Genomic DNA, 19,597 nt, shown 5'->3' with positions numbered 1-19,597 from the left:
GAGGACCGGATTCTGCCGCACAAACGCATCTCCTGGCGGCGCGGAATGCAGCGGGTGCGAACACCTCGACGGAGAAACGGGGTCGAATCCGAGCACCTTCGCCTGCGGGGTCAGGAGCCGACAGGCGCGCCCAGGGTGTCGGCCACCTCCCACCAGAGCCGGTTCACCTCGACGTACCGGTCGGTGGGGTCGAGCGGCTTCGCCCACGGCTTGTCGATGATGTAGTGGATGTTCTTCACCGACGCCGGATCCCAGACCGACGGGTGCTGGTGCTGCAGGGTCTTCAGCGCGTTGTGCACGTAGGGCAGCGGACGCCAGCGGTCGCGGTAGAACTCGTTGAGGAAGTCCTGTTCGGCGAACGGATAGTGCGACAGATCGTCCACGCCTGCCAGCCGCCCCACCATGTCGGCCAGGACGGCGTCGTCGGGCGACAGCACGAGGAAGCCGCCGTTCAGGTAGTTGTCCGTCGCACCCGGTTCGGTGACGTGGTCCCCGCCGCGGCAGTGCGTGTAGAAGCAGGTCTGGGGAGTCCAGCTCGCCGGATAGCTCGCGATCCGGTTGGGGTTGCACCGGCAGGCGTGGCAGGCGGCGATGGCGCCGTCAGTCAGTTCCAGCGAGAACAGCTCGTCCATGTTCCGGGTCACCAGCATGTCGGCGTCCAGGAAGACGACGCGCTCGAACTCCGTGAGGCCCCAGACGGCCAGCTTGGTCCACACCTCCGCGAACCGGGAGTTGGCGTAGCGGTCCGCTGATCCCCCGGCCGGCCGCAACGGTGCCACGTCGCGCAGGAGGCACCCGTCGTCCTGCAGGATGCGCCGGGCCTGCTCGTCGATCCCCTCGGTCACCATGACCACGAGGGGGATGGTGCTGCCGGAGGCCGCGAGCGACGCCCGCAGCGTCCGCACCCCGATCAGGTAGTCGGGTTGAGTCAGCAAGGTCACCCAGGCATTCATCGGTGGTGCTCCTGTCCTAGTGGCGGCGTCTGGTCAGTCGAGTAGCGCAACGGTGAATGCATTCGCGAACCTGTGCTCCGGGTCCAGCGTCTCGCGCACCCGGCGGAAGGCTTCCCACTGGGGGTAGAGCGCGGGCCAGTCGTACAGGGACTCGTCGAAGTACTTGCCCCAGTGCGGCCGGCCACCCTCCTCGGCCAGGGCCCGTTCCACTGCCCTGAGGAAGCTGTTCCCCTCCTCGGACAGCGAACCGTCGGCCGCGTAGTAGACCACGAAGCCGAAGTAGCAGGTGTCCTGGCCGTTGGACGGGCTCAGCCATCCCTCGGACGCGCCGGTGCAGCGGAGGATCACCGGGTAGTGCATGCGGGGGCGGGTCTCCGCATGCCAGTCCTTGATCTTCCTGATGACCGCTCCGGCCTGCGCGAGCGGGATGCCGATCTCCACGTTGATCTGGGGGGTCGCGATCCCCTTGCAGAACACCTGGTAGATGTCACCCGTGACGTCGGTGAAGTCCCGGAAGCGCGACACTGTGCGGAGCGACTTGCCGCTGTCCGCGACGCCCTTGCTGTCGTCGCGGAGGTGCTGCAGCGTTGCCTCGATCGTGCTGTTCATGGACGTATCGGTCGTCGCGTACTCCACGAGCTGACTGCCGCCGGCCCGGTACCGCGACACCTCGTCGTCGGACGCCTCGTTGGCGGTCCACACCTGGACCTGGTTCTCCTGCGGGAACCACCACGCCTTGACCAGGATGTTCTCCCGATTCCAGGTCCCCAGATCCGTCTCGAGAGTGCCGGCGCCGACGGCCTTCTTCACGCAGGTGTAGATCATCGACTCCCGTGCGCGCAGGGTCACGGCGGTGATCACGCCCAGTGAGCCGAGGCCGAGCTGGACGGCGGGGAAGTCCGGGTGGTCATGGTCGAACTCCGCGACAGTGCCGTCGGCCAGCACCATCCGGATCGCCAGCGCGGCGCCGGCGATCGAGCTCTGCTGCAGGCCTTGGCCGTGGGTTCCGGTGGACAGGGCACCGGCCAGCGTCTGCTCGGCGATCACCCCGGGTGAGGCGTCCAGCATCTGCCCCCGCGCGGTGAGGAACGCGTACACCTCGGCCAGGGAGGTCGAACCACCGAAGGTCGCGGTGTCATCGGTGCTGGAGATCAGGCCGCTCAGCCTGCTCAGGTCCAGGAGCGTGCCGGCCCCGTCCGCGACCTCGATCATCCTGCCGGGCGACATCCGGCTCCCGATCATCCGGACCCGGCCGTCACTGGTGGACAGGAAGTCGCACAGCTCCGCCTCGGTGGCTGGAGCGACGACCGAGCCGGGCAGGCCCAGCCGGGAGTTCCTGGCCCAGTTGCGGAGCCGGGTGTCCTCGCCGGTGAGCTCCGGCTCCTGGTGGGGGTAGGTGAGCTGTGTGATGGCCATGACGAGTCTCCTGTAGAAGTTCGGTTCTGCCTTCGAAGCCGCACCGACGGGCGCGGCTGATCCACCGGCACGGGTGTTTCCCGCCGCCGTCGTCGACGTCGTGAAGGGCGCCCACTGAAACCTCAGGCATACGCCGTGAAATGCGGGCCGAGAGTGTCGAGCCAGGCGACCGGATGCACGGCCACGGCGTCGGCGCCGGGCCGGGCCCACGCGGCCGCGACCGCCTCCTGCAGCGCCGCTCCGGTCCGGGCGAACGGATAACGGTCGAGCACCCAGCGGCGGTTCTCCGCGCGGACCGGCGCCAGGGCGTCGAGGTCCTGGAGCAGGGACGCCACCTGGTCGCGGATCAACAGCGGTCGCTGGTCCGGCACCCGCCACGCGCCGGGTGCCTCGAACAGCTCGTGCCCGCCGCCGCCGTCGTACCCGACCACGAGACAGCCTGACGCCAGCGCCTCGGCGACCGGCAGACCGTAGCCCTCGGTGTGTCCGAGGGCGACGAAGACCGCCGAGCCCGCCAGGGTGGCGGCCACCTCCGCCCGCGGGGCCTGGACCAGTTCCACCAGCTCCACCCCCGAGAGCCGTGGCTCGTCGGCCAGCAGCCGTTTCAGCAGCGAGGCCTCCCGCGGCCGCTTCTTGGGGAACCAGCTCACCCGGAGCTGCCCGGCGGCGCCGGGGGCGAACAGCTCTCCGTCGACCGGGTTGGGCACCACGCTCACCGGCAGGCCGGGCAGCGCGGCGGACAACACGTCGCGGCTCTCCGCGGACACCACCCAGATCGCGGGCGCCGGCGTCCACCCGGGGAAGTCCTCGCCGGGCGCGCCGGCGGCGAAGGTGTAGAAGTGGTTCTGGTTGAAGATGACCTTGCGCGCTCCGGGTGCCGGATCGCGGCCCTGGACGGTCGGTGTCTCCGGCAGCACCAGGAGGTCATCGGCGCCGATCGCAGTGGTGGCGCCGAACAGCATCGGCACGTCGTCGGCGATCCAGTCGGTGCGGTCGTCCGGATCGGGCAGCCACAACCAGGCCTCGTGGCCGCGCTCACGCAGCAGCCGGACGTGCTGGGTCATCACGTGCACGCCGCCGCTGTGGTGGCGCGTGGCGAAACCCGCATAGACGATCCGCCCCGGCGATCGTCCGGGAGTGCTCACCATGCCGGCGCGGTCAGGTACCAGGACGCGCCGCTCCCGGTGTTGTGGGCGGGGAACGAGTCCGGGCCGAGCCCGACGTCGGCCCGCCACCCGTCGCCCCACTTGGCGTCCAGGCCGTGGAGGATCTCCGCCCGGTTGCCCTCGGAGCTCTGACCGGTCCGGTTCATCGTCTGCCGCCGCAGGTGCGAGACGTAGGCGCCTTCAGTGACCACGCACCGCAGGCCGGCCGCCCGCACGCGGATCGCCAGGTCGATGTCTGCGCCGTAGCCGTGCCGCGGGAAGGTGACCTCGTCCAGTCCCCCCAGCTCGACGACGGAGGGCACGGCGAACGCTATGGCGGTGCCGTCACAGAAGTCGACGTCGCGCAGCACGTCGCGCGGGACGTACTCCGCAGCGGTGCTCGGAATCGCACGGGCCCGCTGGTGGAGCCAGAAATCGTCATAGCAGGCCGCCGCGAGCGCGATGTCGTCCGCTGTCGAGAAGGACGCGAGCAAGCCGTCGAGGAAGCCGGGCGACAGCCGGATGTCGTTGTTCAGCACCACGCAGACCGCATGGCCATCGCGCGACGCCGTCTGCAGGGCCCAGTTGGCGGCGCCGATCCACCGCAGGTTGCGCCCCGGGCGGTGGACCTCGATGCGCCCCTCGGGGAGGACGTAGTCACCGGCGTTGTCGACGACCACGATGCGCAGGGCCGGGTCGAGATCGCTCCCGTCACGGCACAGGTCACGCACCACCGCATCGGTCAGCTCCGGCGAACCGAACGCGGGGATGACCACCAGTGCCGACGCGACGCTCGTCGAGGGGGTCACTGCTCGGCGCGGGCGGCGCGGCCCTCGCGGTCGCCGTTCAAGGTGATGATCAACATCGGTTCCCGTCGGGTCAGGTGGACGTGTGCCACGGCAGCGAAGACTACGAAGTAGTTCTGCCAGGTCGGGCCAAAGGATGGCTCTTTCTTGTGTGATGTGCCCCACGCGGCCTACAGTAGATACATCGTGTCCGTACTAGTTGTACGTACTCCTCCGTCCGCGCACAGACCTCCCGTACAGAGAGAAGATTCGCCATGGCAGCCGAATCACTTCCGAAGTCCCGCATCCCCCTGTTCGACGGCATGAACCGCATCCCCGGCGGCCTCATGCTCATCCCCCTGATCCTCGGCTCGATCGTCGGGACCTTCGCCCCCGGTTTCCTCGAGCTCGGCAGCTTCACCACCGCCCTGTTCGCCGACTCGGCCCTGCCGCTGATCGCCGTCCTGATCTTCGCCACCGGCATGCAGATCACCGCCAAGGCCTCCGGCCCCGTCCTCGCGACCACCGGCGTCGTCCTCCTCTTCAAGACGATCATCCCCGCCGCCCTCGTCGCAGGTCTGGGCCTCCTGGTCGGCATCGACGGCATCCTCGGGATCTCGATCCTCGCCCTCCTGGCCAGTTTCGACAACAGCAACGGCGGCCTCTGGCTCGCCTTCACCGGCCGCTACGGCGACTACCGCGACCGCGGCGCCTACATGGCCTCCGCCATCAATGACGGCCCCTTCTTCACCCTGCTCTTCCTCGGCATCTCGGGCCTCGGCAACATCCCGTTCCTCACCCTGCTCGCCGCCGTCATCCCCCTGATCCTCGGATTCATCGTCGGCAACCTCGACGCCAAGTGGACCGAGGTGATGCGGCCCGTGCCGAACATCGTCATCCCGTTCTTCGCCTTCGCCCTCGGCACCGGCATCGACCTCCGCAACGTGATCACCGGCGGCCTCAGCGGCATCTTCGTCGGCATCGCCGCCACCCTCATCACCGGCACCCTCGTCTACATCGGCTACCGCTTGGTCCTCCGCCGCGGTATCAAGTCCGGTATCGGCATCGCCTCGGCCACCACGGCCGGCAACTCCATCGCCACGCCGGCCATCGTCGCCGCAGCGGACCCCAGCTTCTCCCCGTTCGTCGAGGTCGCCACGGCGCAGGTCGCCTCGGCCGTCCTCGTCACCGCGATCTTCGCGCCGCTGCTGGCCACCTGGGTGCTCAAGCGCCAGGGCGGACTGGACACGGACGACGCCGTCGGGGTCCTCCCGACCTCGGCCTCCGAGCTCCCGCCGGCAGGCGACCCGTCGGCGCCGACCGACCGTCCCCGTCGGACCGAGGAGAACGGCTGATCGTGGCGTCCTCAGCACCCATCGTCGGTATCGCGGCCGACGACGTCACCGGCGCCACCGACTCCGTGGTGCAGTTCTCCCGCACCGGCTGGTCCTCACGGCTGCTGCTGGGCGAACTGATCCCGAACTCGGTGGAGCCCGGCAGCGCCCTGGCGGTCAACACCGACGCCCGCGCCATGGACTCCGCCACCGCCCGTCAGGCCACGGCGAGCGCCATCAGGAACCTCATCACCGCGGGCGCCGACCGTCTGTACCTGAAGATCGACTCCACCATGCGCGGCAGCGTCCCGGCGCAGGTGGCCGGAGCGCTCGACGCGTGGCAGGAACAGCACCCTGGCTCCTTCACCGTCGTGTGCCCGGCCTACCCGGCGATGGGGCGCACCGTCGAGGACGGCCTGCTGCGCGTCCACGGCGGACCCGTTGAGGACTCCCCCGCCGGCCGCGACCCGGTCACCCCGGTTCCGACGAGCGAGTTCACACAACTCCTCCCCGGCACGACGACGATCAGCCTCAGCGGTTCCCCCGAGCGGGACGCGCAGGCGCTCCGCGACGCGGCGGGCGACGGCGTCGTGGTCGTCAATGCAACGTCCGACGACGACCTCCGCACCCTCGCGGCCGCGCTCGTCGTCGCCGGTCCGACGGCGATCCCCGCCGGGTCGGCCGGTCTGGCCGCCGCGATGGCGGCAGCGTGGGCCGACGCCGGAGCAGTACACGCCGCATCGGAACCTGCACCCGCGGCGCAGGGGCAGCGGATCGTCGTCGTCGTCAGTTCGCTGCACGACGTCGCCCGCGCCCAGACCGACCACCTCAAATCCCAGCTGGCCTCCACCGATCTCCGCATCCTGCAGCCCGATGAGTCACTTCTCGACCAGCCGGACCGGCTCGCGCGATGGGCCGCGGAGGAACTCGAGCTCCCGGAATCCCTGCCGCGGGTCGTGGTCATCATCTCCCCGGAAGCGGTCGGCGGTTCCGAGACCCTCAGCGGTGCCGCCATCGCCCGCTGTCTCGCGTCGGTGGTGCAGCAGACCCTGGCCCGTGCATCCGTCGGCGCCCTCGTGCTCGTCGGCGGCGACGGAGCCCGCGCCGTCCTCGACGCCACGCGGGCCCAGGCGCTGCGCATCACCGGCGCCATCCAGGAAGGCATCCCGGTCGGCGTCGTCGAAGGCGGCACCGCGGCTGGAAAGATTGTCGTCACGAAGGCCGGCGGCTTCGGGCCGGTCTCCGCCCTGCTCAACACCGTCACCGAACTCACCAGAACACTGACCACCACCCTCGCCCACCCAACGGAGGCATCCTCATGAGCATCCCCACCCTCGCCGTCACCCTCGGCGACGTCGCCGGCATCGGACCGGAGATCACCGCGAAATCCCTTCTCGGGCACGACGACGTCCGTCAGGAATGCAGGCCCGTCGTCATCGGCGACGAGGCCGCCATGCGCCAGGGCGTCACCAACGTGGGCGGCGACCCGGACAAGGTCCGCGTCCTGTCCTCGATCGAGGACGCGACCAACGAGCCCGGCATCATCGAACTCCTGCAGACCGGCCCTTCGCTGGCCGACGTCAAGCTCGGCGAGCTCAGCCCGGCCGCCGGCGACGGCTCCTACCGCTTCGTCGTCGAGGCCTGCCGCCTGGCCCGTGAGGGCAAGGTGCAGGGCATCGTCACCGCGCCGCTGAACAAGGCCGCGATGCACGCCGGCGGGCACAAGTGGCCCGGCCACACGGAGCTGCTCGCGCACGAGTTCGGCGTAGAGAACTTCAGCCTCGTCCTGTCCGCGGGCGACCTGTACTTCTTCCACCTCACCACCCACGTCTCCCTGCGGCAGGCCATCGAGGACGTCACGCCGCAGCGCACCACCAACGTCATCGAATTGGTCAGCGCGTTCACGAAGGCTCTCGGCAACCCGGACGAGCCGATCGGCCTCGCCGGGCTCAACCCGCACGCGGGCGAGAACCGCCTGTTCGGTGATGAGGACGCCGACATCCTCGCCCCCGCTGTCGCCGCCGCCCGCGAGAACGGCATCAACGTGCACGGGCCCATCCCTGCGGACGCGCTCATCCCCGCCGCGGTCAAGGGCAAGTGGAACATGGTCATTGCCTGCTACCACGACCAGGGCCACGCACCCTTCAAGGCGGTCTACGGCGACGACGGCGTGAACATCACCGTCGGCCTGCCAGTCGTCCGCGTCTCCGTGGACCACGGCACGGCGTTCGACATCGCCGGCCAGGGCATCGCCCGCGAGGCGAGCCTAGTGCTGTCGATGCGGCGAGCTGCTGCGCTGGCGCCGGGCTGGGATCACGTCTGGCGGACCGCGCAGAAGAAGTAGCTGCTCCCGGACCCCTAGGATCGGAACCATGACAAGCGACGAAGACCTCGATCCTCCCGTGCCCAGCTACCTAGAGGGCATCGAGCTCAAGCGGGTCCACGACGGGAAGATCCTTGAGGAGCACGACGACGACGCTTCGTCGCCCTCCGACGGCGCTGACACCTAGTTCCTCGACCAGCATCGTGAACCGGAGCAGGTCATCATGACGGGACCAGACGATACCCAGGAGCGTCCTCTGGATGCAGGGAACGGCGAGCCGCTGCACCTGCAGCTCCGCGGGCATCTGCGCGCGCAGATCCTGAATCACTCGCTGCCGCCGGGCACCTCGCTGCCCAGTGAGGCGCAGCTGCAGGTGCGGTACGGGGTGTCCCGGTCCGTGGTGCGTCAGGCCCTCGGCGCGCTGACCGATGAAGGGCTCATCGAGCGGGGCCGCGGGCGCGGCAGCACCGTTGCCCCGCGGCGCGAGCACCATCGGCTGGTGCACCGCACGTCCGGGTTGTCGGCCCAGCTGGGCAGCACCGGGGCGACCGTCGGCACCGAGGTGCTGTCACTCTCCCTGCAGGACGCCGATGCATCCACCGCGCTCCTCGGGACGCCACAGGTGCTCTCGCTCGAGCGGTTGCGGACGGCGGACGGCGTGCCGATCGCCGTCATCCACACATGGTTGCCGGCGCCTGCCTTTTCTGGTTTGACGGCGGACGAGTTGAGCGATGCGTCCCTGCATGCGGTGCTCGGTGAGAAGTACGGGGTGCAGATCACTTCCGGGAAGCGGCAGATCCGGGCGGTGCCGGGTGACGGTGACCTGCTGCGGTTGCTTCAGCTGGAGGCGTCGTCGCCCGTGCTGCTGCTGGAAGGCACGAGCTTCGACCAGGACGGACGACCGGTGGAGGTCTTCTCGACCTGGCACCACCCCGACCACGTGGTGTTCGACATCGACATCCAGCGGGAGCCCGCCGTGCAAGCTTCGGCGGACAGCCCGGTGCCGTCGTCTGCTGTTGACACCCCTGACGCGGTTGCCGACCGAGCCCGTCGGCTGGGCAGCGATCTGCTCCGCCTCGCCGACCAGCTCTCCGACACACGCCGCTGACCCGACGCCGTCCTCGCCATCGGCGTCGTCCTTTGTCTTGAATACGAGAGCCTTCCACGCGTGACCGGGTCTGGCCGACTTCAACCCGCTCCCTCGACGGGCAGTACCTGCTCGATGCTCGGGCCTGGTGGGGCCGGAGGCGTTGAAACTGAGTCAGCGAAGCTCTGCAGCATGGCTGCCCCGATCCAGAGAGTGAGGGCCAGCAGAACAAGACGCCCGAAAGCGCCCAGGCAGCTCGGCTGGTTCTTCCTCCGGGATCGATTGCGGGACCCGGGACGAGGGGCCCGACGGATGGTCGGCTGGGGAGTCGAAATCGGTCGACTTGCCGCAGCCGCCCGGCGAGCCGTCAGGACCGACGAGGCAGCGTCGGTGCGATCAAGTAGCGCAGTCGTGGCAACAACAGGGCTTGTCGGACCCGTCAGCAGGCCTTTCAAATAGTCATGAATGATGCCGACGGAGGCTTCCTCCAGCACCAGTGGCAGTGCGCGTACTGCGTCTACAAGTGCATCGACGCCGACAATGGTTACACCAGAGGCGGTGGTACCACTGAGGTCCGGTTGCCCCACCAGGCAGATCCAACCCTGTGTCAGGCTGCGGTGTTGCGGCTCGAGCAGAACAGAGACCGCGCTGCACTGATTGAGCACTGACGCGGTATGCCGGTGACGTGAGGAGCTGTTCTGACGGAGCTCTCCGTCCTGCAACCGGACATCACCGGACCAATTCTTCGCATCGATGATCAGCACACCGCCAGGGCCGATCACGACATGGTCGAGGTTCGCCCTGGGCCGACCTGGCCAGTGCACGTCATGAAGGATCTTCCACCCATGCAGTTCCAGTTGGCGCAGCTGCTCTCCTACCCGCGCTTCGCCCTCGGCCCCAGCCAGCCACGCCCGCTGGGCCCTTCTTGCATGCTCGAGCTTTGCCTCCAACTCAGATATCTGGTCACCAATCCTGCGCGCCTGCTCAGCAGCGCCCTGTCCTGCTTCCAAGTCTTCCCCCAAAATCTCCCTGCTGCACAAGCAGCCTAGGAGAATCCGGAGGCGGAAGTCGGAAGGAAAAGCGCAGGAGTGCCGAAGGGTTTGAGCGCTCCACGCCATAGACGACGTCGGATTCGCTTCCAGTTGTCTCCGGTACACCGACTCGATGGCACGACCGGCGATGACAGCCGACGGCTGTGGAGGAATAGTGCTCGACTCCTCCTCCACAAAGAGTCCGGCCCCTCTGAAATAGTACGGGTGTTCGATAAAATGAGTCATGGACATCGCACCGCTCGAGCATCCCGAGGGAACTGGTACTCCCTTGGAGTCGATGCGGTCGGAATTGGTCGCTTTCGCGCAGGACCTGAAGAGGCGTCACCTTCTTCTCAGCAAGCACGACGTCGTGCGAGCACTCGTGGACATCGAAGAGCTCTCGAAGGTCATCGATCATCTCCAGATCGTTGCCGCTCGAGCTGCGCAGGAACACGACGTCGCCGGCACCGGACAGCAGGACGCCCCTGGATCCCTCCTTGTGCGGGCGCAGCAAAGCCTGTCGACAGTGCAGGACGACGTCGCCGGGGGCGCCGGCGGGAGCACTTCAGCGGGCTCCGAACAGCGGAACAATGATGGGTTCCGCCCCGAATTCAAGACCTGCGCTGACTTCCTGCGGGCGAGGCTCGGCATCAGCCGCACCGAGGCGAACCGCCGATTGAGGCTCGCGGCAAGCCTCCTGCCCGGCGTCACTGCAACCGGCTCTGCCACTCCCGCGTTTATGAGCACCCTCGGTGCTGCAGCAAGCGCGGGCGAGGTCAGCGGACGCGCTGTTTCGATCGTTCATGAGGCGGTGCAACGGGTGCGGTCCTTCGCAACGCCGGTGCAACTCGATTCGATGGAGCAGCACCTCACGCGGCAGGCAGTCGAATCGGATGAAGACCTCCTGCGGGTCCTCGCGCGACGCTGGGAGGGCGTGCTCAACCAGGACGGACAGGAACCCACCGAGAAGGTCCTCAAGGCACGACAGGGTGTCTTCCTCAAGGGCAGACGCAACGGTCTGCACTTCCTGGAGATCGGCGCCACCGACGAGCAGTTCGAGCATCTGGTCACCGTCATGAACACCGCGACGAACCCGAGGGGAACATCGGCCACCCTTCAGAACAACGAGGATCCGACAAGCGATCGGGACCGAACCGACGGGATTGACGGCGAGAACGAAGAGGGTGACGCTGGTGTGGCTGACATCCACGGGGGCGATACAAACTGGCCGACACGCCCGCAGAGTCTCCTCGACGGGCTGGTCGCCGCATGCAGGATCGCTCTGTCGACCGACAGGCTTCCCGCAGCAGGCGGACACCGGCCCCAGGTCATGGTGACCATCAGCTATACGGACCTCGTGGGCCAGATGGAATGTGCCGGCCACGCTGTGTTCGGGCAGCAGATGAGCGCACGAAGCATCCGCACGCTGGCCTGTGATGCAGACATCATTCCGATGGTCCTCGGCGGACAGGGTCAGATCCTCGACATCGGGCGGGCACAGCGCCTCTTCCCCGCGCATCTGCGGCGGGCACTCGTTGCGAGGGACAAGGGCTGCGCGTTCCCGGACTGCTCCATCCCGGCAACCTGGTGCGAGGCGCACCACATGACGCCCTGGGCCAAAGGTGGAACAACGGGTATCAGCCAGGGCGTCCTCCTGTGCTCGCGACATCATCATGTGATCCACGAGGGGAAGTGGAACGTCGAGTCGAAGCACGACATCCCCTGGTTCACTCCACCGGGATACCTCGACCCGGATCGGAGTCCCCGAAGAAATACCTACTGGCAGGTGGAGGATGCCGTCCACGAGCAGCTTCGTGACGCCGAACGTGGACGATCTGCTGCAAGCGCCCCGCTGCTCTACTCGCCGACGGCCGCCCCCGCCACCCCAGCCGTCGCCGTCGTTCGCTAGAACACGATGACGCTGCGGGCACGCTCGCCCCGGCGCATCGCGTCGAACGCCTCGTTCACCTCGTCGAGGCCGATCCGATGCGAGATCAGCCGTCGTCTATCGGCGCTCCCGACGCGGTCGCCGATCGTGCCCGCCGGCTGGGTGCCGACCTGCTACGCCTCGCCGACGATCTGTCGGACAACAGTTCGAGATGACGGTGGAAGGCGAGCGTCCTAATCCCTGACGTTCTCCGTTGATGAGCTGACGGTCTGCGCGATGTCTCGCAGCAGAGAATCGTGCAGCTCGCGCGTGGCCGAGGCCAGACCTACTCCGGAGTAGATCGAATCGAGGCCTTTGAAGTCGGTGAAGATGCCTCCGGCCTCTCCCATGATGACCGGCATCGGAGCCACGTCGAAGGGTGAGACAGTGAAGTCGAGCAACGCGTCCGCCTGTCCGGTGGCGACGAGCGCGTAGCCGAAACCATCCCCCCACGTACGGATGATGCCGTCTTGGCCCTGGATCCGGGCTACGAGGTCCAATGGCCAGTCCTCGAGCCACGTCGAGAGGACGTAGGCCTCTTTCACTTCGCGGCGGCTCGAGGTGTTCACTTGCCTGCCCTGCCCATCGAAGCATCCGCGGCCTGACTGGGCGTAGACCAGACGATTCAGGCTGGGCAGGGCGATGGCGCCGAATTCGACTCCCTGGGCTGATTCGTACGCCAGGAGTGTGGAGTACAGCGGCACACCGTGGATGAAGGACTTGGTGCCGTCGATCGGGTCCATGATCCAGCGCCCGCCGGACGTCCCCTCCACCTCTGGGAATTCCTCACCCAGCAGGCCGTCATCGGGGAAGTGACGTGAGAGCTCGTCGCGGAGGTGTTGCTCCACGCTGCGGTCGGCCTCCGTGACGGGTGTTCCATCGTCTTTCTGTTCGACCCGGAAATGTGCTTCGTCGAACCAGGAACGAGCCATGTCCGCACCCGTCTCGAGGATGCTCAGGGCATTCTGGAACCGTACATCGATGGTCATGTCGCATCCCTCGTCGGAGTTCGTTGATTCTGCTGTGGCACGGGCCACTCCCGGGTGACCGAGAGCAGGTCTTCCAGGCTCTGACCGACATCCAGGAGCCACCCGTCTCTCCGGCGTCGCCCGACCACCTGGACACCGATGGGCATCCCACTGGGCGAGAACCCCATGCAGAGGCTCAGCGCGGGCTGACCGGTCTGGTTGAACCAGGCCGTGTAGTTGGCGTGGTAGAGCAGCGGCATGGTCGTGTCGGGGCTGAAGTGATCAGCGGGGAACTGATGGACACCCATCACCGGAGATACGAGCAGATCGAAGCGGGAACCGGCTGCCAGGAGGTGCACCGCCCGCGCAGAAAGGCGCTCCAGGCTGTCGTGGTAGTCAGCGGCGCTACGGGAGGGTGAGGAGGCCGCCCACCGAGCAACTGACGGAAGCAACTGCGAGCGGCGATCCGGAGGCGCCGAACGCACCTCGGCTTCACACCGTGTCTTGAGGCACAGGTCCAGGTTCATGAAATCGGCCTCGGTGAGGCCCGGCCTGTGCTCGGACAGGCGTGCACCGGCGTGGGACAGCAACTCGAGGAACCGTGCGAAAAGAGCGCGGGTCTCGGCATCCATCTGCGGCCCGTAGCCCGGCCACTCGATGACGCCGACGCTGAGTCCGTCCAGGTCAGCGGGTGCATGACGGGAAGGCGACTCCTTCCCGTCGTAGGGGAAGGACCATTGGTCGGATTCGTCGTTGCGGGAGACGACGTCGAAAATCTCCCGTACATCGGCGACGGTCGTGGCCATCGGACCGGCCGAACGCCAGTTGCTGGCAGGGGCATAGGGAATGGTGCCCTGCGTCGGCTTGAAGCCGACGATGCCACACTGTGCAGCCGGGAGGCGCACGCTGCCCGCGATGTCCGTCCCCAGGCCGACAGGAGTGACGCCATACGCAATGGCGGCAGCGGTTCCCGAACTGGAGCCTCCGGGTGACATCGCGGTGTTCCACGGATTCAGCGTGTCTCCGAATTGGGAGCTGTTGCCGGACGCGATCAGGCCGAGCTCGGACATTGCCGTCTTTCCTACGATCACCGCACCCGCCTCGCGCAAGCGGGCAACCGGCGCCGAGTCGAAGCGGGACAGATGACCCGGATGAATGGCGCTGCCATGCCATCGCGGCAGGCCGGTAACGTGGAAACTGTCCTTCACGACGACCGGGACACCATGCAATGGTCCACGCAATTGATCCATAGGGCCGGGCCCCGCATCGGCCCCGTCATCAGGGGCAGCCAGGTCCTCCACGATGCAGGTCATGGCGCGCAGATCCCGCATCGCTTCACGTGCGACTTCCACGGATGCGGACACCGGAGAGGAACGAGCCCCGGATTCGGAGCCATAGTTCTCACGCAACTCGGTCAGAGAGCGCGGCGGCACTACGGCCATGGTGGCTCCTCGTGCAGCGGGTCGAATTGAAGAGCGTATAGACAGCGGGTGTGCTGTAGATCCTATACTGGGCCGTAATTCCGCGAAACTCGCTGATAAGAGAATTCAATGGTCCATTCAGATGTACCAATTAGGGTCGATATCATCGTCGATCGCCTCTTGATGCTGATGGCTGAGCTGAATGACCGCGGTGAATCGCGGCTCCCGGACGAGCGCGCCCTGGCGTCACAACTCGGCGTGGCACGCGGAACCCTGCGCAAGGCTCTGGAGTGGCTGCAGAGCGAGGGAATCGTGGAACGCCGGGTGGGCCGCAACGGCGGGACACTGGTCCGCCAGGAGCATCCCGCGATGCGGCTGGACGGCCTGGACCCCCATGCCCCCTTCAAGGTGCACCGCCAGTTGCACCGGATCCAAGGCATCCCGGCGCTCCTGAGCGAGCAGGGAATCGTGTCGACCACTCGCGTCCTGAGAACCGAGGAACGCGGGGCCAACACCACGGAGACCGCCGGCCTCGGCCTTCCTCGTGGCGCGCGGGTCCTTGTCATCCTGCGCCTGCGCCTGGCCAATTCCGAGCCGCTCTCGTTGGAGCAGATGACGTTGCCGGCCGGACGGTTTCCGGACCTGCTCGATCGGTCGTTGAACTCGCTGTACGAGATGTTCGAGCGGGACTACGGCGTGACCCTGGCATCCGTGGACGAAACCATCAACATTTCCCGCGCGAGCGCGAGCGTCGCCCAGCTGTTGAAGATCACCATCGGCACTCCGCTGTTCGACATCGATCGGATATCCCGGGACGAGTCCGGTGTACCCGTCGAGCTGTCCCATGACCTGTTCAACGCCACCCTCACCACCCTCACCCACACTGCGAACCGATGCGCCGATGACACAGGGCTCAACGATGACGGGGAGCACCATGCGTCCGCTCAGCTCCACTAGAGATACCTGGCTGGACCGCTTCACGGGAACGTTCTCGCTCTCGCAGGCCCTTCCGGAACGGTCCCGAACCCTGCCCGTCGTCGACGGCACGCTGCGGGGCATCGGTCAGATCTTCCTGATGAACAATCCGCTCTCGGGCCTGCTCCTCGTCGTGGCGGTGGCATCGGTCTCGCTGTGGAGTGCACTGCTGTTCCTGGGCGGATCGTTGGTGGGCACCCTGACGGCGCTGCTGCTGGGTCTGCCGCGGGACAACTGGCGGGCCGGGCTCTATGGATTCAACGGTGCGCTGGTCGGCATCCTGGGGGCGGTTTTCCTCGCAGGCGACTGGAATCCACGGATCGCGGTCTTCACCCTGCTGGCAGCTGCAGTGAGCACGCCCATCATGCACACCACCATCATCGTCTTCGTCGAGAAGCTGGGCGTTCCCGCCCTGTCGGTCACCTTCGGGATCCTGGGGTGCTTGCTACTGCTGCTGACCCCCGCCGTCGCCTACGGACGCGCCGACCCCGCCCTCGTTGTTCCCGTCGAACGACTGGCAGTCCCACCCGACCCCGTCCTGCGGAGTGCGGCCGATGGCGACGGCGTCCCGATCGGCGAAGGCCTGGTGAACGCAACACTGCGGGGTCTGAGCGAGGTTCTCCTGCTGGACAGCCTCCTGGCGGGAGTACTGGTGATCATCGCCATCGCGGTGTGCTCACCCATCGCGGCCGGACTCGCCGTTACCGGTTCACTCACCGGCGCATTGACCGCCATGGCCATGGGAGCGGATGGACACGAGATCTACCTGGGCCTGTGGGGCTACAACGGTGCGGTGGTGGCAGTGGCCCTGGGCGGGATCGCCCTGGAGGCGCAATGGCGTTCGATCGCCCTCGCGATCGCCGGGGCCAGCGTCTCCGCGCTTCTCTTCGGCGCCCTCAGCGAGTTCCTGGGGCCTTACGGCCTCATACCGCTCAGCCTCCCTCTTGCCATGGTGATCATCGGAACCTCCCTGGCAGCGCAGGGGATGTCGCGAGTGCACGACGTCGCCCCCGCGGACTACACCACCGCAGAACAACGGCTTCGGAGCCATACCTAACCATCAGAGGAGAACGTCCATGCCTGTTCAGGAACGACTTTCGGAGTTCGCACGGATGCATGACCTCAAGGAGATCCAGTGGTCCGACCCCATCCCCCAATTGCCCTCCCCCAGCTGGTGGGCCTCTGACAACACGCTCATCCGTGGCGACAGCGAGGAACATGGCCGAGTCATCGCCAAGGTGATGAGTCGCCATGCGTGGTCCTGGCGCAACCGCCACAGCATGATGCAGGCAGCGGTGGCGGCCGGCGAGAACGGAATCGGCCCCAAGGTCCACGCCTTCGACCAGGAGACCGGCATCCTCCTCGTGGAGGATCTGGCGAACGACTGGCGCGTGGTTCGCCTGGACTACTACGCGGACCCTCAGTTCCGCGCGAACCTCCTCAGCAAGCGTCGGGCCTTCGCCGCACTCGATCTGGACCTCGCCCCCCGCAGCCCCATCGCGGAGCTCAGCCAGCTCGAGGAGGAGTGCCGCGATCGGGGCGTGGCCCTCGACCCACGGGTCACGACCGCGATCGAACACCTGCTGCGCTTCAGGGAGGTGCTGCTCGAGTACCGCAAAGGCGTCGAGTTCCGGCCCTCGCAGGGCGAAGCGACCTCATCCAATCTCATGGTGCACCGGGACGGCGAGGTCAGGATCGTCGGCTGGGGCTCTGCCGCACAGCTGTCCCAGGTCCATGACACGGCCCTCCTGGTCTCCGAGGCATGCCCCACGGTGCTCAGCTCGGAGTCGCTGATCCGGGAGGTGATTCCCGAGGCCACGTCGAAGGACATCGCCGTGGTACAGCTCATCGCTCTCATCGAGCACCTGCGGTGGTCCCTGCTCGCCTCCCTGCGCGCGGCCACCGACCCGGACGAGAACCTCGACTCCATCAAGTACGGACTCTGGCACATGACCCTCGCTGAAGTCGCCCTTGCCGACCGTCACTTCATGACCGAACTAGAAAAGGAACTGGCCTCATGACTACCCAGACCGACGTCGAAACACTCTCGGACAGCTCCGGCCGCAACCCGGAATGGGCAGGGTCCGCACCGACCGTGAACCCGGTGCCAGGGGGCCTGACGAACCACAACTTCCGGCTCTCGATCGCCGGGACCGGGCACGAGATCTTCGCCAAGATCCCCGGTCCAGGCACGGAGGCGTTCATCGACCGTTCGGTGGCCAACGCGGCCGCCCGCCAGGCGGCGGAGGCCGGCATCAGCCCCCGGGTCCTGTTCTTCGACGCCACGACGGGGATCGAGTATTCCGAGTTCCTCGGGGAGGGTTATCGGACCGCGACGACTCTCGACTTCCAGAGCATGGAACTCCTGGAAAAGATCATCGACATCTATCAGGCGTGGCACCGGACGCCGCCGCTACCCCAGACCAAGACCATGCTGGACATGGTGGACGAGCACCTGGACCAGGTCCGCGGTTCTGCGATCGCCCTGCCCTCCTGGGCAGACGACGTCGTCGAGGCCTATGGTCGCGCGGCCGAGCGCTTCCGGGCCTCCGGGCTGACCCTTGTCCCCGCGCACAACGATCCGATGCCGGGCAACTTCCTGCTCGGAGACGACGGATCAGTGAAGCTGGTCGATTTCGATTACGCAGCGAACAACGAAGTGACGTATGAGCTTGCTCTTCTCTTCACCGAGATGTTCACCAGCGTGGACGATACCCGGGTCCTCGTCCGTCGCTACCGGGGCAAGGACGACGAACCGTTCTTCGCCCGTGTCATGGTGTGCAGGATGATCGCGGACACCAAGTGGGGACTGTGGGGCCTGATCAACAATGCGGTCCGGGACGAGGAATTCGACTACTACAAGTACGGCACCTGGAAGCTCTACCGGAGCTTCCTCGTCTCGAAGCACCCACAGTTCGAAGAGTGGCTGGATCTGATCTGATGGTCAGCGCTGACGACCGGGACGGGCTCCTGCGTACCTTCAGTGCATTCTCAAAGATCGGAGCGAAGAACGGTGGCCTCCATCGCCTGACCGGGACACCGGAGGATGGTGCAGCCCGGAGCCTCCTGACGTCCGACTTCCGGGAACGCGGCTACACGGTGGCGCGTGACGCGGTCGGGAACCTCTTCGGGTTCGTCCTCCCACCGGGCGAACGGCCGACGATCCTTCTCGGCTCACACCTCGACTCGCAACCGGACGGCGGACGATTCGACGGACAGACCGGTGTGGTGATCGCACTGTGGGCAGCACGCATTCTCGAGCCGAAGATCCGGTCGGGCGAGCTGCCGTTCAATCTGGGCGTCGTGGACTGGACGAACGAGGAAGGCGCCCGGTTCCAGCCGAGCGTGCTCGGTAGCAGCGTCTTCACCGGCCGCATCCCGGTCCGGGCTGCCCTCGACGCGGCAGATTCCCGCGGGGCCACGCTCGGAGAAAGCCTGGCCGCGATCGATGCCCTGGGTACCGACGAGGTCCCCCTCCCCGCGGCCTACCTCGAGGTCCACGTGGAGCAGGGGGGAATGCTGGAACGGGAAGGCGTGGACATCGGCATCGTGGAGGGCGCATGGGGTGCCCTGAAACTGGACGTCCAGGTCACCGGCGTGCAGACACACACCGGTCCGCCCCCCATGGCGGAGCGCGTCGACGCGCTGTACGCGACAGCACTGTTGGTCATCGCTGCACGCAAAATGGGTGTTGATCAGTCCGGGGGTCGACTCCACACGACGGTCGGTTCTCTCCGGATCACTCCCGAGTCCCCGAACTGCACCCCGTCCGAAGTCCACTCCAAGGTCGAGCTTCGGTCCGACGACCCCGCGATCCTCATCGCTGCGCGGGCCGAGCTCGAGACGGTCCTGGCGGAGATCGGCCGGATGACAGGGGCGAGCCTGGTCGTCACTGCCGAGTCGCTGCGTGAGACAACGCGCATGTGGCCGAAGGGCCCTGAGATCCTGGAACGGGCAGCAGGCCGCTGTCAGTTGTCGAGCCGTCGCATGAAGACCGTCGCCGGCCACGATGCCCTCGTCATGAACACCGCGGTACCGAGCATGCTCTTCTTCCTCCCCAGCGTCGCCGGACACACCCACAACCGCCACGAGATGACGGAGGATCAGGACCTACTGAATGGACTCAGCCTGATGGTCGAGGCGGTGGAGACATTGGGGACAGTATGACGTCGGCCTAACTGAGCCTGCCGCTCCAGGGACTCCTCCCACTGGCGGTCCATCAAGAGTTCGAG

18 protein-coding genes are annotated in these 19,597 nt (G+C 67.0%); 11 read left to right on the top strand and 7 right to left on the bottom strand.

The features are described 5' to 3' along the window. Nucleotides 1-110: 110 nt before the first annotated feature. The 4 genes from AC4D2O_RS04510 to AC4D2O_RS04495 form a co-directional block, all read right to left on the bottom strand. Nucleotides 111-953 (bottom strand): glycosyltransferase family 8 protein, encoded by an 843-nt coding sequence (locus AC4D2O_RS04510; RefSeq protein WP_490905413.1) that lies wholly within the window; start codon nucleotides 951-953, stop codon nucleotides 111-113. Nucleotides 954-986: 33 nt separating this feature from the next. Then, nucleotides 987-2,369, bottom strand: coding sequence for a D-arabinono-1,4-lactone oxidase (locus AC4D2O_RS04505; RefSeq protein ID WP_490905412.1), 1,383 nt, complete (start codon nucleotides 2,367-2,369; stop codon nucleotides 987-989). Between the two features lie 122 nt (nucleotides 2,370-2,491). Continuing rightward, complete coding sequence (locus AC4D2O_RS04500; RefSeq protein ID WP_490905411.1) at nucleotides 2,492-3,517, bottom strand: glycosyltransferase; 1,026 nt, start codon at nucleotides 3,515-3,517, stop codon at nucleotides 2,492-2,494. Continuing rightward, nucleotides 3,511-4,323: a glycosyltransferase gene (locus AC4D2O_RS04495; protein WP_490905410.1), complete on the bottom strand. Its 813-nt coding sequence runs from the start codon at nucleotides 4,321-4,323 to the stop codon at nucleotides 3,511-3,513. The genes AC4D2O_RS04500 and AC4D2O_RS04495 overlap by 7 nt, the downstream gene beginning before the upstream one ends. A gap of 251 nt (nucleotides 4,324-4,574) precedes the next feature. Here AC4D2O_RS04495 and AC4D2O_RS04490 point away from each other — a divergent pair, with 251 nt between their 5' ends. From AC4D2O_RS04490 to AC4D2O_RS04470, 5 genes are read left to right on the top strand one after another with little or no spacing between them, the layout of a single operon-like run. Next, nucleotides 4,575-5,654, top strand: a complete 1,080-nt coding sequence (locus tag AC4D2O_RS04490; protein ID WP_490905408.1) for a 2-keto-3-deoxygluconate permease — start codon at nucleotides 4,575-4,577, stop codon at nucleotides 5,652-5,654. 2 nt (nucleotides 5,655-5,656) lie between these two features. After that, nucleotides 5,657-6,955 (top strand): four-carbon acid sugar kinase family protein, encoded by a 1,299-nt coding sequence (locus AC4D2O_RS04485; protein ID WP_490905407.1) that lies wholly within the window; start codon nucleotides 5,657-5,659, stop codon nucleotides 6,953-6,955. Then, nucleotides 6,952-7,977: a 4-hydroxythreonine-4-phosphate dehydrogenase PdxA gene (gene pdxA / locus AC4D2O_RS04480; protein WP_490905406.1), complete on the top strand. Its 1,026-nt coding sequence runs from the start codon at nucleotides 6,952-6,954 to the stop codon at nucleotides 7,975-7,977. The genes AC4D2O_RS04485 and pdxA overlap by 4 nt, the downstream gene beginning before the upstream one ends. A 28-nt stretch (nucleotides 7,978-8,005) precedes the next feature. Further along, the gene (locus tag AC4D2O_RS04475; RefSeq protein ID WP_490905405.1) at nucleotides 8,006-8,143 is read left to right on the top strand and encodes a hypothetical protein; all 138 of its coding nucleotides are present in this window, start codon (nucleotides 8,006-8,008) and stop codon (nucleotides 8,141-8,143) included. A gap of 36 nt (nucleotides 8,144-8,179) precedes the next feature. Continuing rightward, entirely contained in the window at nucleotides 8,180-9,064 is an 885-nt protein-coding gene (locus AC4D2O_RS04470; RefSeq protein ID WP_490905404.1) for a GntR family transcriptional regulator, read from the top strand. 80 nt (nucleotides 9,065-9,144) lie between these two features. Here AC4D2O_RS04470 and AC4D2O_RS04465 read toward each other — a convergent pair whose 3' ends face one another. Continuing rightward, the gene (locus AC4D2O_RS04465) at nucleotides 9,145-10,320 is read right to left on the bottom strand and encodes a nuclease-related domain-containing protein (RefSeq protein WP_490905403.1); all 1,176 of its coding nucleotides are present in this window, start codon (nucleotides 10,318-10,320) and stop codon (nucleotides 9,145-9,147) included. On the opposite strand from AC4D2O_RS04465, the gene AC4D2O_RS04460 reads away from it, so the two are divergent. Next, a complete protein-coding gene (locus AC4D2O_RS04460; RefSeq protein WP_490905401.1) occupies nucleotides 10,319-11,983 on the top strand; it encodes an HNH endonuclease signature motif containing protein in 1,665 nt (554 codons plus the stop codon). The two genes, AC4D2O_RS04465 and AC4D2O_RS04460, sit on opposite strands and share 2 nt — an antisense overlap. Before the next feature lie 212 nt (nucleotides 11,984-12,195). Here the strand turns inward: AC4D2O_RS04460 and AC4D2O_RS04455 are convergent, their stop codons facing one another. Together AC4D2O_RS04455 and AC4D2O_RS04450 are read right to left on the bottom strand one after the other, a co-directional pair. Continuing rightward, a complete protein-coding gene (locus AC4D2O_RS04455; protein ID WP_490905400.1) occupies nucleotides 12,196-12,990 on the bottom strand; it encodes an inositol monophosphatase family protein in 795 nt (264 codons plus the stop codon). Then, nucleotides 12,987-14,411, bottom strand: coding sequence for an amidase (locus AC4D2O_RS04450; protein ID WP_490905399.1), 1,425 nt, complete (start codon nucleotides 14,409-14,411; stop codon nucleotides 12,987-12,989). The genes AC4D2O_RS04455 and AC4D2O_RS04450 overlap by 4 nt, the downstream gene beginning before the upstream one ends. Before the next feature lie 108 nt (nucleotides 14,412-14,519). Between AC4D2O_RS04450 and AC4D2O_RS04445 the strand changes: the two genes are divergently transcribed. The 5 genes from AC4D2O_RS04445 to AC4D2O_RS04425 are packed head-to-tail and all read left to right on the top strand — an operon-like array spanning nucleotide 14,520 to nucleotide 19,532. Further along, nucleotides 14,520-15,347 carry a GntR family transcriptional regulator gene (locus tag AC4D2O_RS04445; protein WP_490905398.1) on the top strand — a complete coding sequence of 276 codons (828 nt, stop codon included), beginning with the start codon at nucleotides 14,520-14,522 and terminating at the stop codon, nucleotides 15,345-15,347. Continuing rightward, the gene (locus AC4D2O_RS04440; protein ID WP_490905397.1) at nucleotides 15,310-16,422 is read left to right on the top strand and encodes an urea transporter; all 1,113 of its coding nucleotides are present in this window, start codon (nucleotides 15,310-15,312) and stop codon (nucleotides 16,420-16,422) included. Before AC4D2O_RS04445 ends, AC4D2O_RS04440 begins: the two co-directional genes overlap by 38 nt. A 19-nt stretch (nucleotides 16,423-16,441) precedes the next feature. Next, nucleotides 16,442-17,386: a hypothetical protein gene (locus AC4D2O_RS04435; protein ID WP_490905396.1), complete on the top strand. Its 945-nt coding sequence runs from the start codon at nucleotides 16,442-16,444 to the stop codon at nucleotides 17,384-17,386. Then, nucleotides 17,383-18,306, top strand: coding sequence for a phosphotransferase (locus AC4D2O_RS04430; RefSeq protein ID WP_490905395.1), 924 nt, complete (start codon nucleotides 17,383-17,385; stop codon nucleotides 18,304-18,306). Before AC4D2O_RS04435 ends, AC4D2O_RS04430 begins: the two co-directional genes overlap by 4 nt. After that, nucleotides 18,288-19,532 carry a Zn-dependent hydrolase gene (locus AC4D2O_RS04425; RefSeq protein ID WP_490905394.1) on the top strand — a complete coding sequence of 415 codons (1,245 nt, stop codon included), beginning with the start codon at nucleotides 18,288-18,290 and terminating at the stop codon, nucleotides 19,530-19,532. The genes AC4D2O_RS04430 and AC4D2O_RS04425 overlap by 19 nt, the downstream gene beginning before the upstream one ends. Nucleotides 19,533-19,597 lie beyond the last annotated feature (65 nt).

This window comes from Arthrobacter sp. TJ-238, from assembly GCF_058269215.1.
The sequence above is the reverse complement of the archived record's forward strand: the minus strand, read 5'-3'. Positions and strand labels throughout refer to the sequence as shown.

Excerpts from the sequence above, each read along its gene's own strand:
- AC4D2O_RS04500 (WP_490905411.1), bottom strand. The coding sequence starts at position 3,517 with ATGGTGAGCACTCCCGGACGATCGCCGGGGCGGATCGTCTATGCGGGT.
- AC4D2O_RS04445 (WP_490905398.1), top strand. The coding sequence starts at position 14,520 with ATGGTCCATTCAGATGTACCAATTAGGGTCGATATCATCGTCGATCGC.
- AC4D2O_RS04455 (WP_490905400.1), bottom strand. The coding sequence starts at position 12,990 with ATGACCATCGATGTACGGTTCCAGAATGCCCTGAGCATCCTCGAGACG.
- AC4D2O_RS04440 (WP_490905397.1), top strand. The coding sequence starts at position 15,310 with ATGACGGGGAGCACCATGCGTCCGCTCAGCTCCACTAGAGATACCTGG.
- AC4D2O_RS04510 (WP_490905413.1), bottom strand. The coding sequence starts at position 953 with ATGAATGCCTGGGTGACCTTGCTGACTCAACCCGACTACCTGATCGGG.
- pdxA (WP_490905406.1), top strand. The coding sequence starts at position 6,952 with ATGAGCATCCCCACCCTCGCCGTCACCCTCGGCGACGTCGCCGGCATC.
- AC4D2O_RS04475 (WP_490905405.1), top strand. The coding sequence starts at position 8,006 with ATGACAAGCGACGAAGACCTCGATCCTCCCGTGCCCAGCTACCTAGAG.
- AC4D2O_RS04505 (WP_490905412.1), bottom strand. The coding sequence starts at position 2,369 with ATGGCCATCACACAGCTCACCTACCCCCACCAGGAGCCGGAGCTCACC.
- AC4D2O_RS04490 (WP_490905408.1), top strand. The coding sequence starts at position 4,575 with ATGGCAGCCGAATCACTTCCGAAGTCCCGCATCCCCCTGTTCGACGGC.
- AC4D2O_RS04435 (WP_490905396.1), top strand. The coding sequence starts at position 16,442 with ATGCCTGTTCAGGAACGACTTTCGGAGTTCGCACGGATGCATGACCTC.
- AC4D2O_RS04430 (WP_490905395.1), top strand. The coding sequence starts at position 17,383 with ATGACTACCCAGACCGACGTCGAAACACTCTCGGACAGCTCCGGCCGC.
- AC4D2O_RS04450 (WP_490905399.1), bottom strand. The coding sequence starts at position 14,411 with ATGGCCGTAGTGCCGCCGCGCTCTCTGACCGAGTTGCGTGAGAACTAT.
- AC4D2O_RS04460 (WP_490905401.1), top strand. The coding sequence starts at position 10,319 with ATGGACATCGCACCGCTCGAGCATCCCGAGGGAACTGGTACTCCCTTG.
- AC4D2O_RS04470 (WP_490905404.1), top strand. The coding sequence starts at position 8,180 with ATGACGGGACCAGACGATACCCAGGAGCGTCCTCTGGATGCAGGGAAC.
- AC4D2O_RS04465 (WP_490905403.1), bottom strand. The coding sequence starts at position 10,320 with ATGACTCATTTTATCGAACACCCGTACTATTTCAGAGGGGCCGGACTC.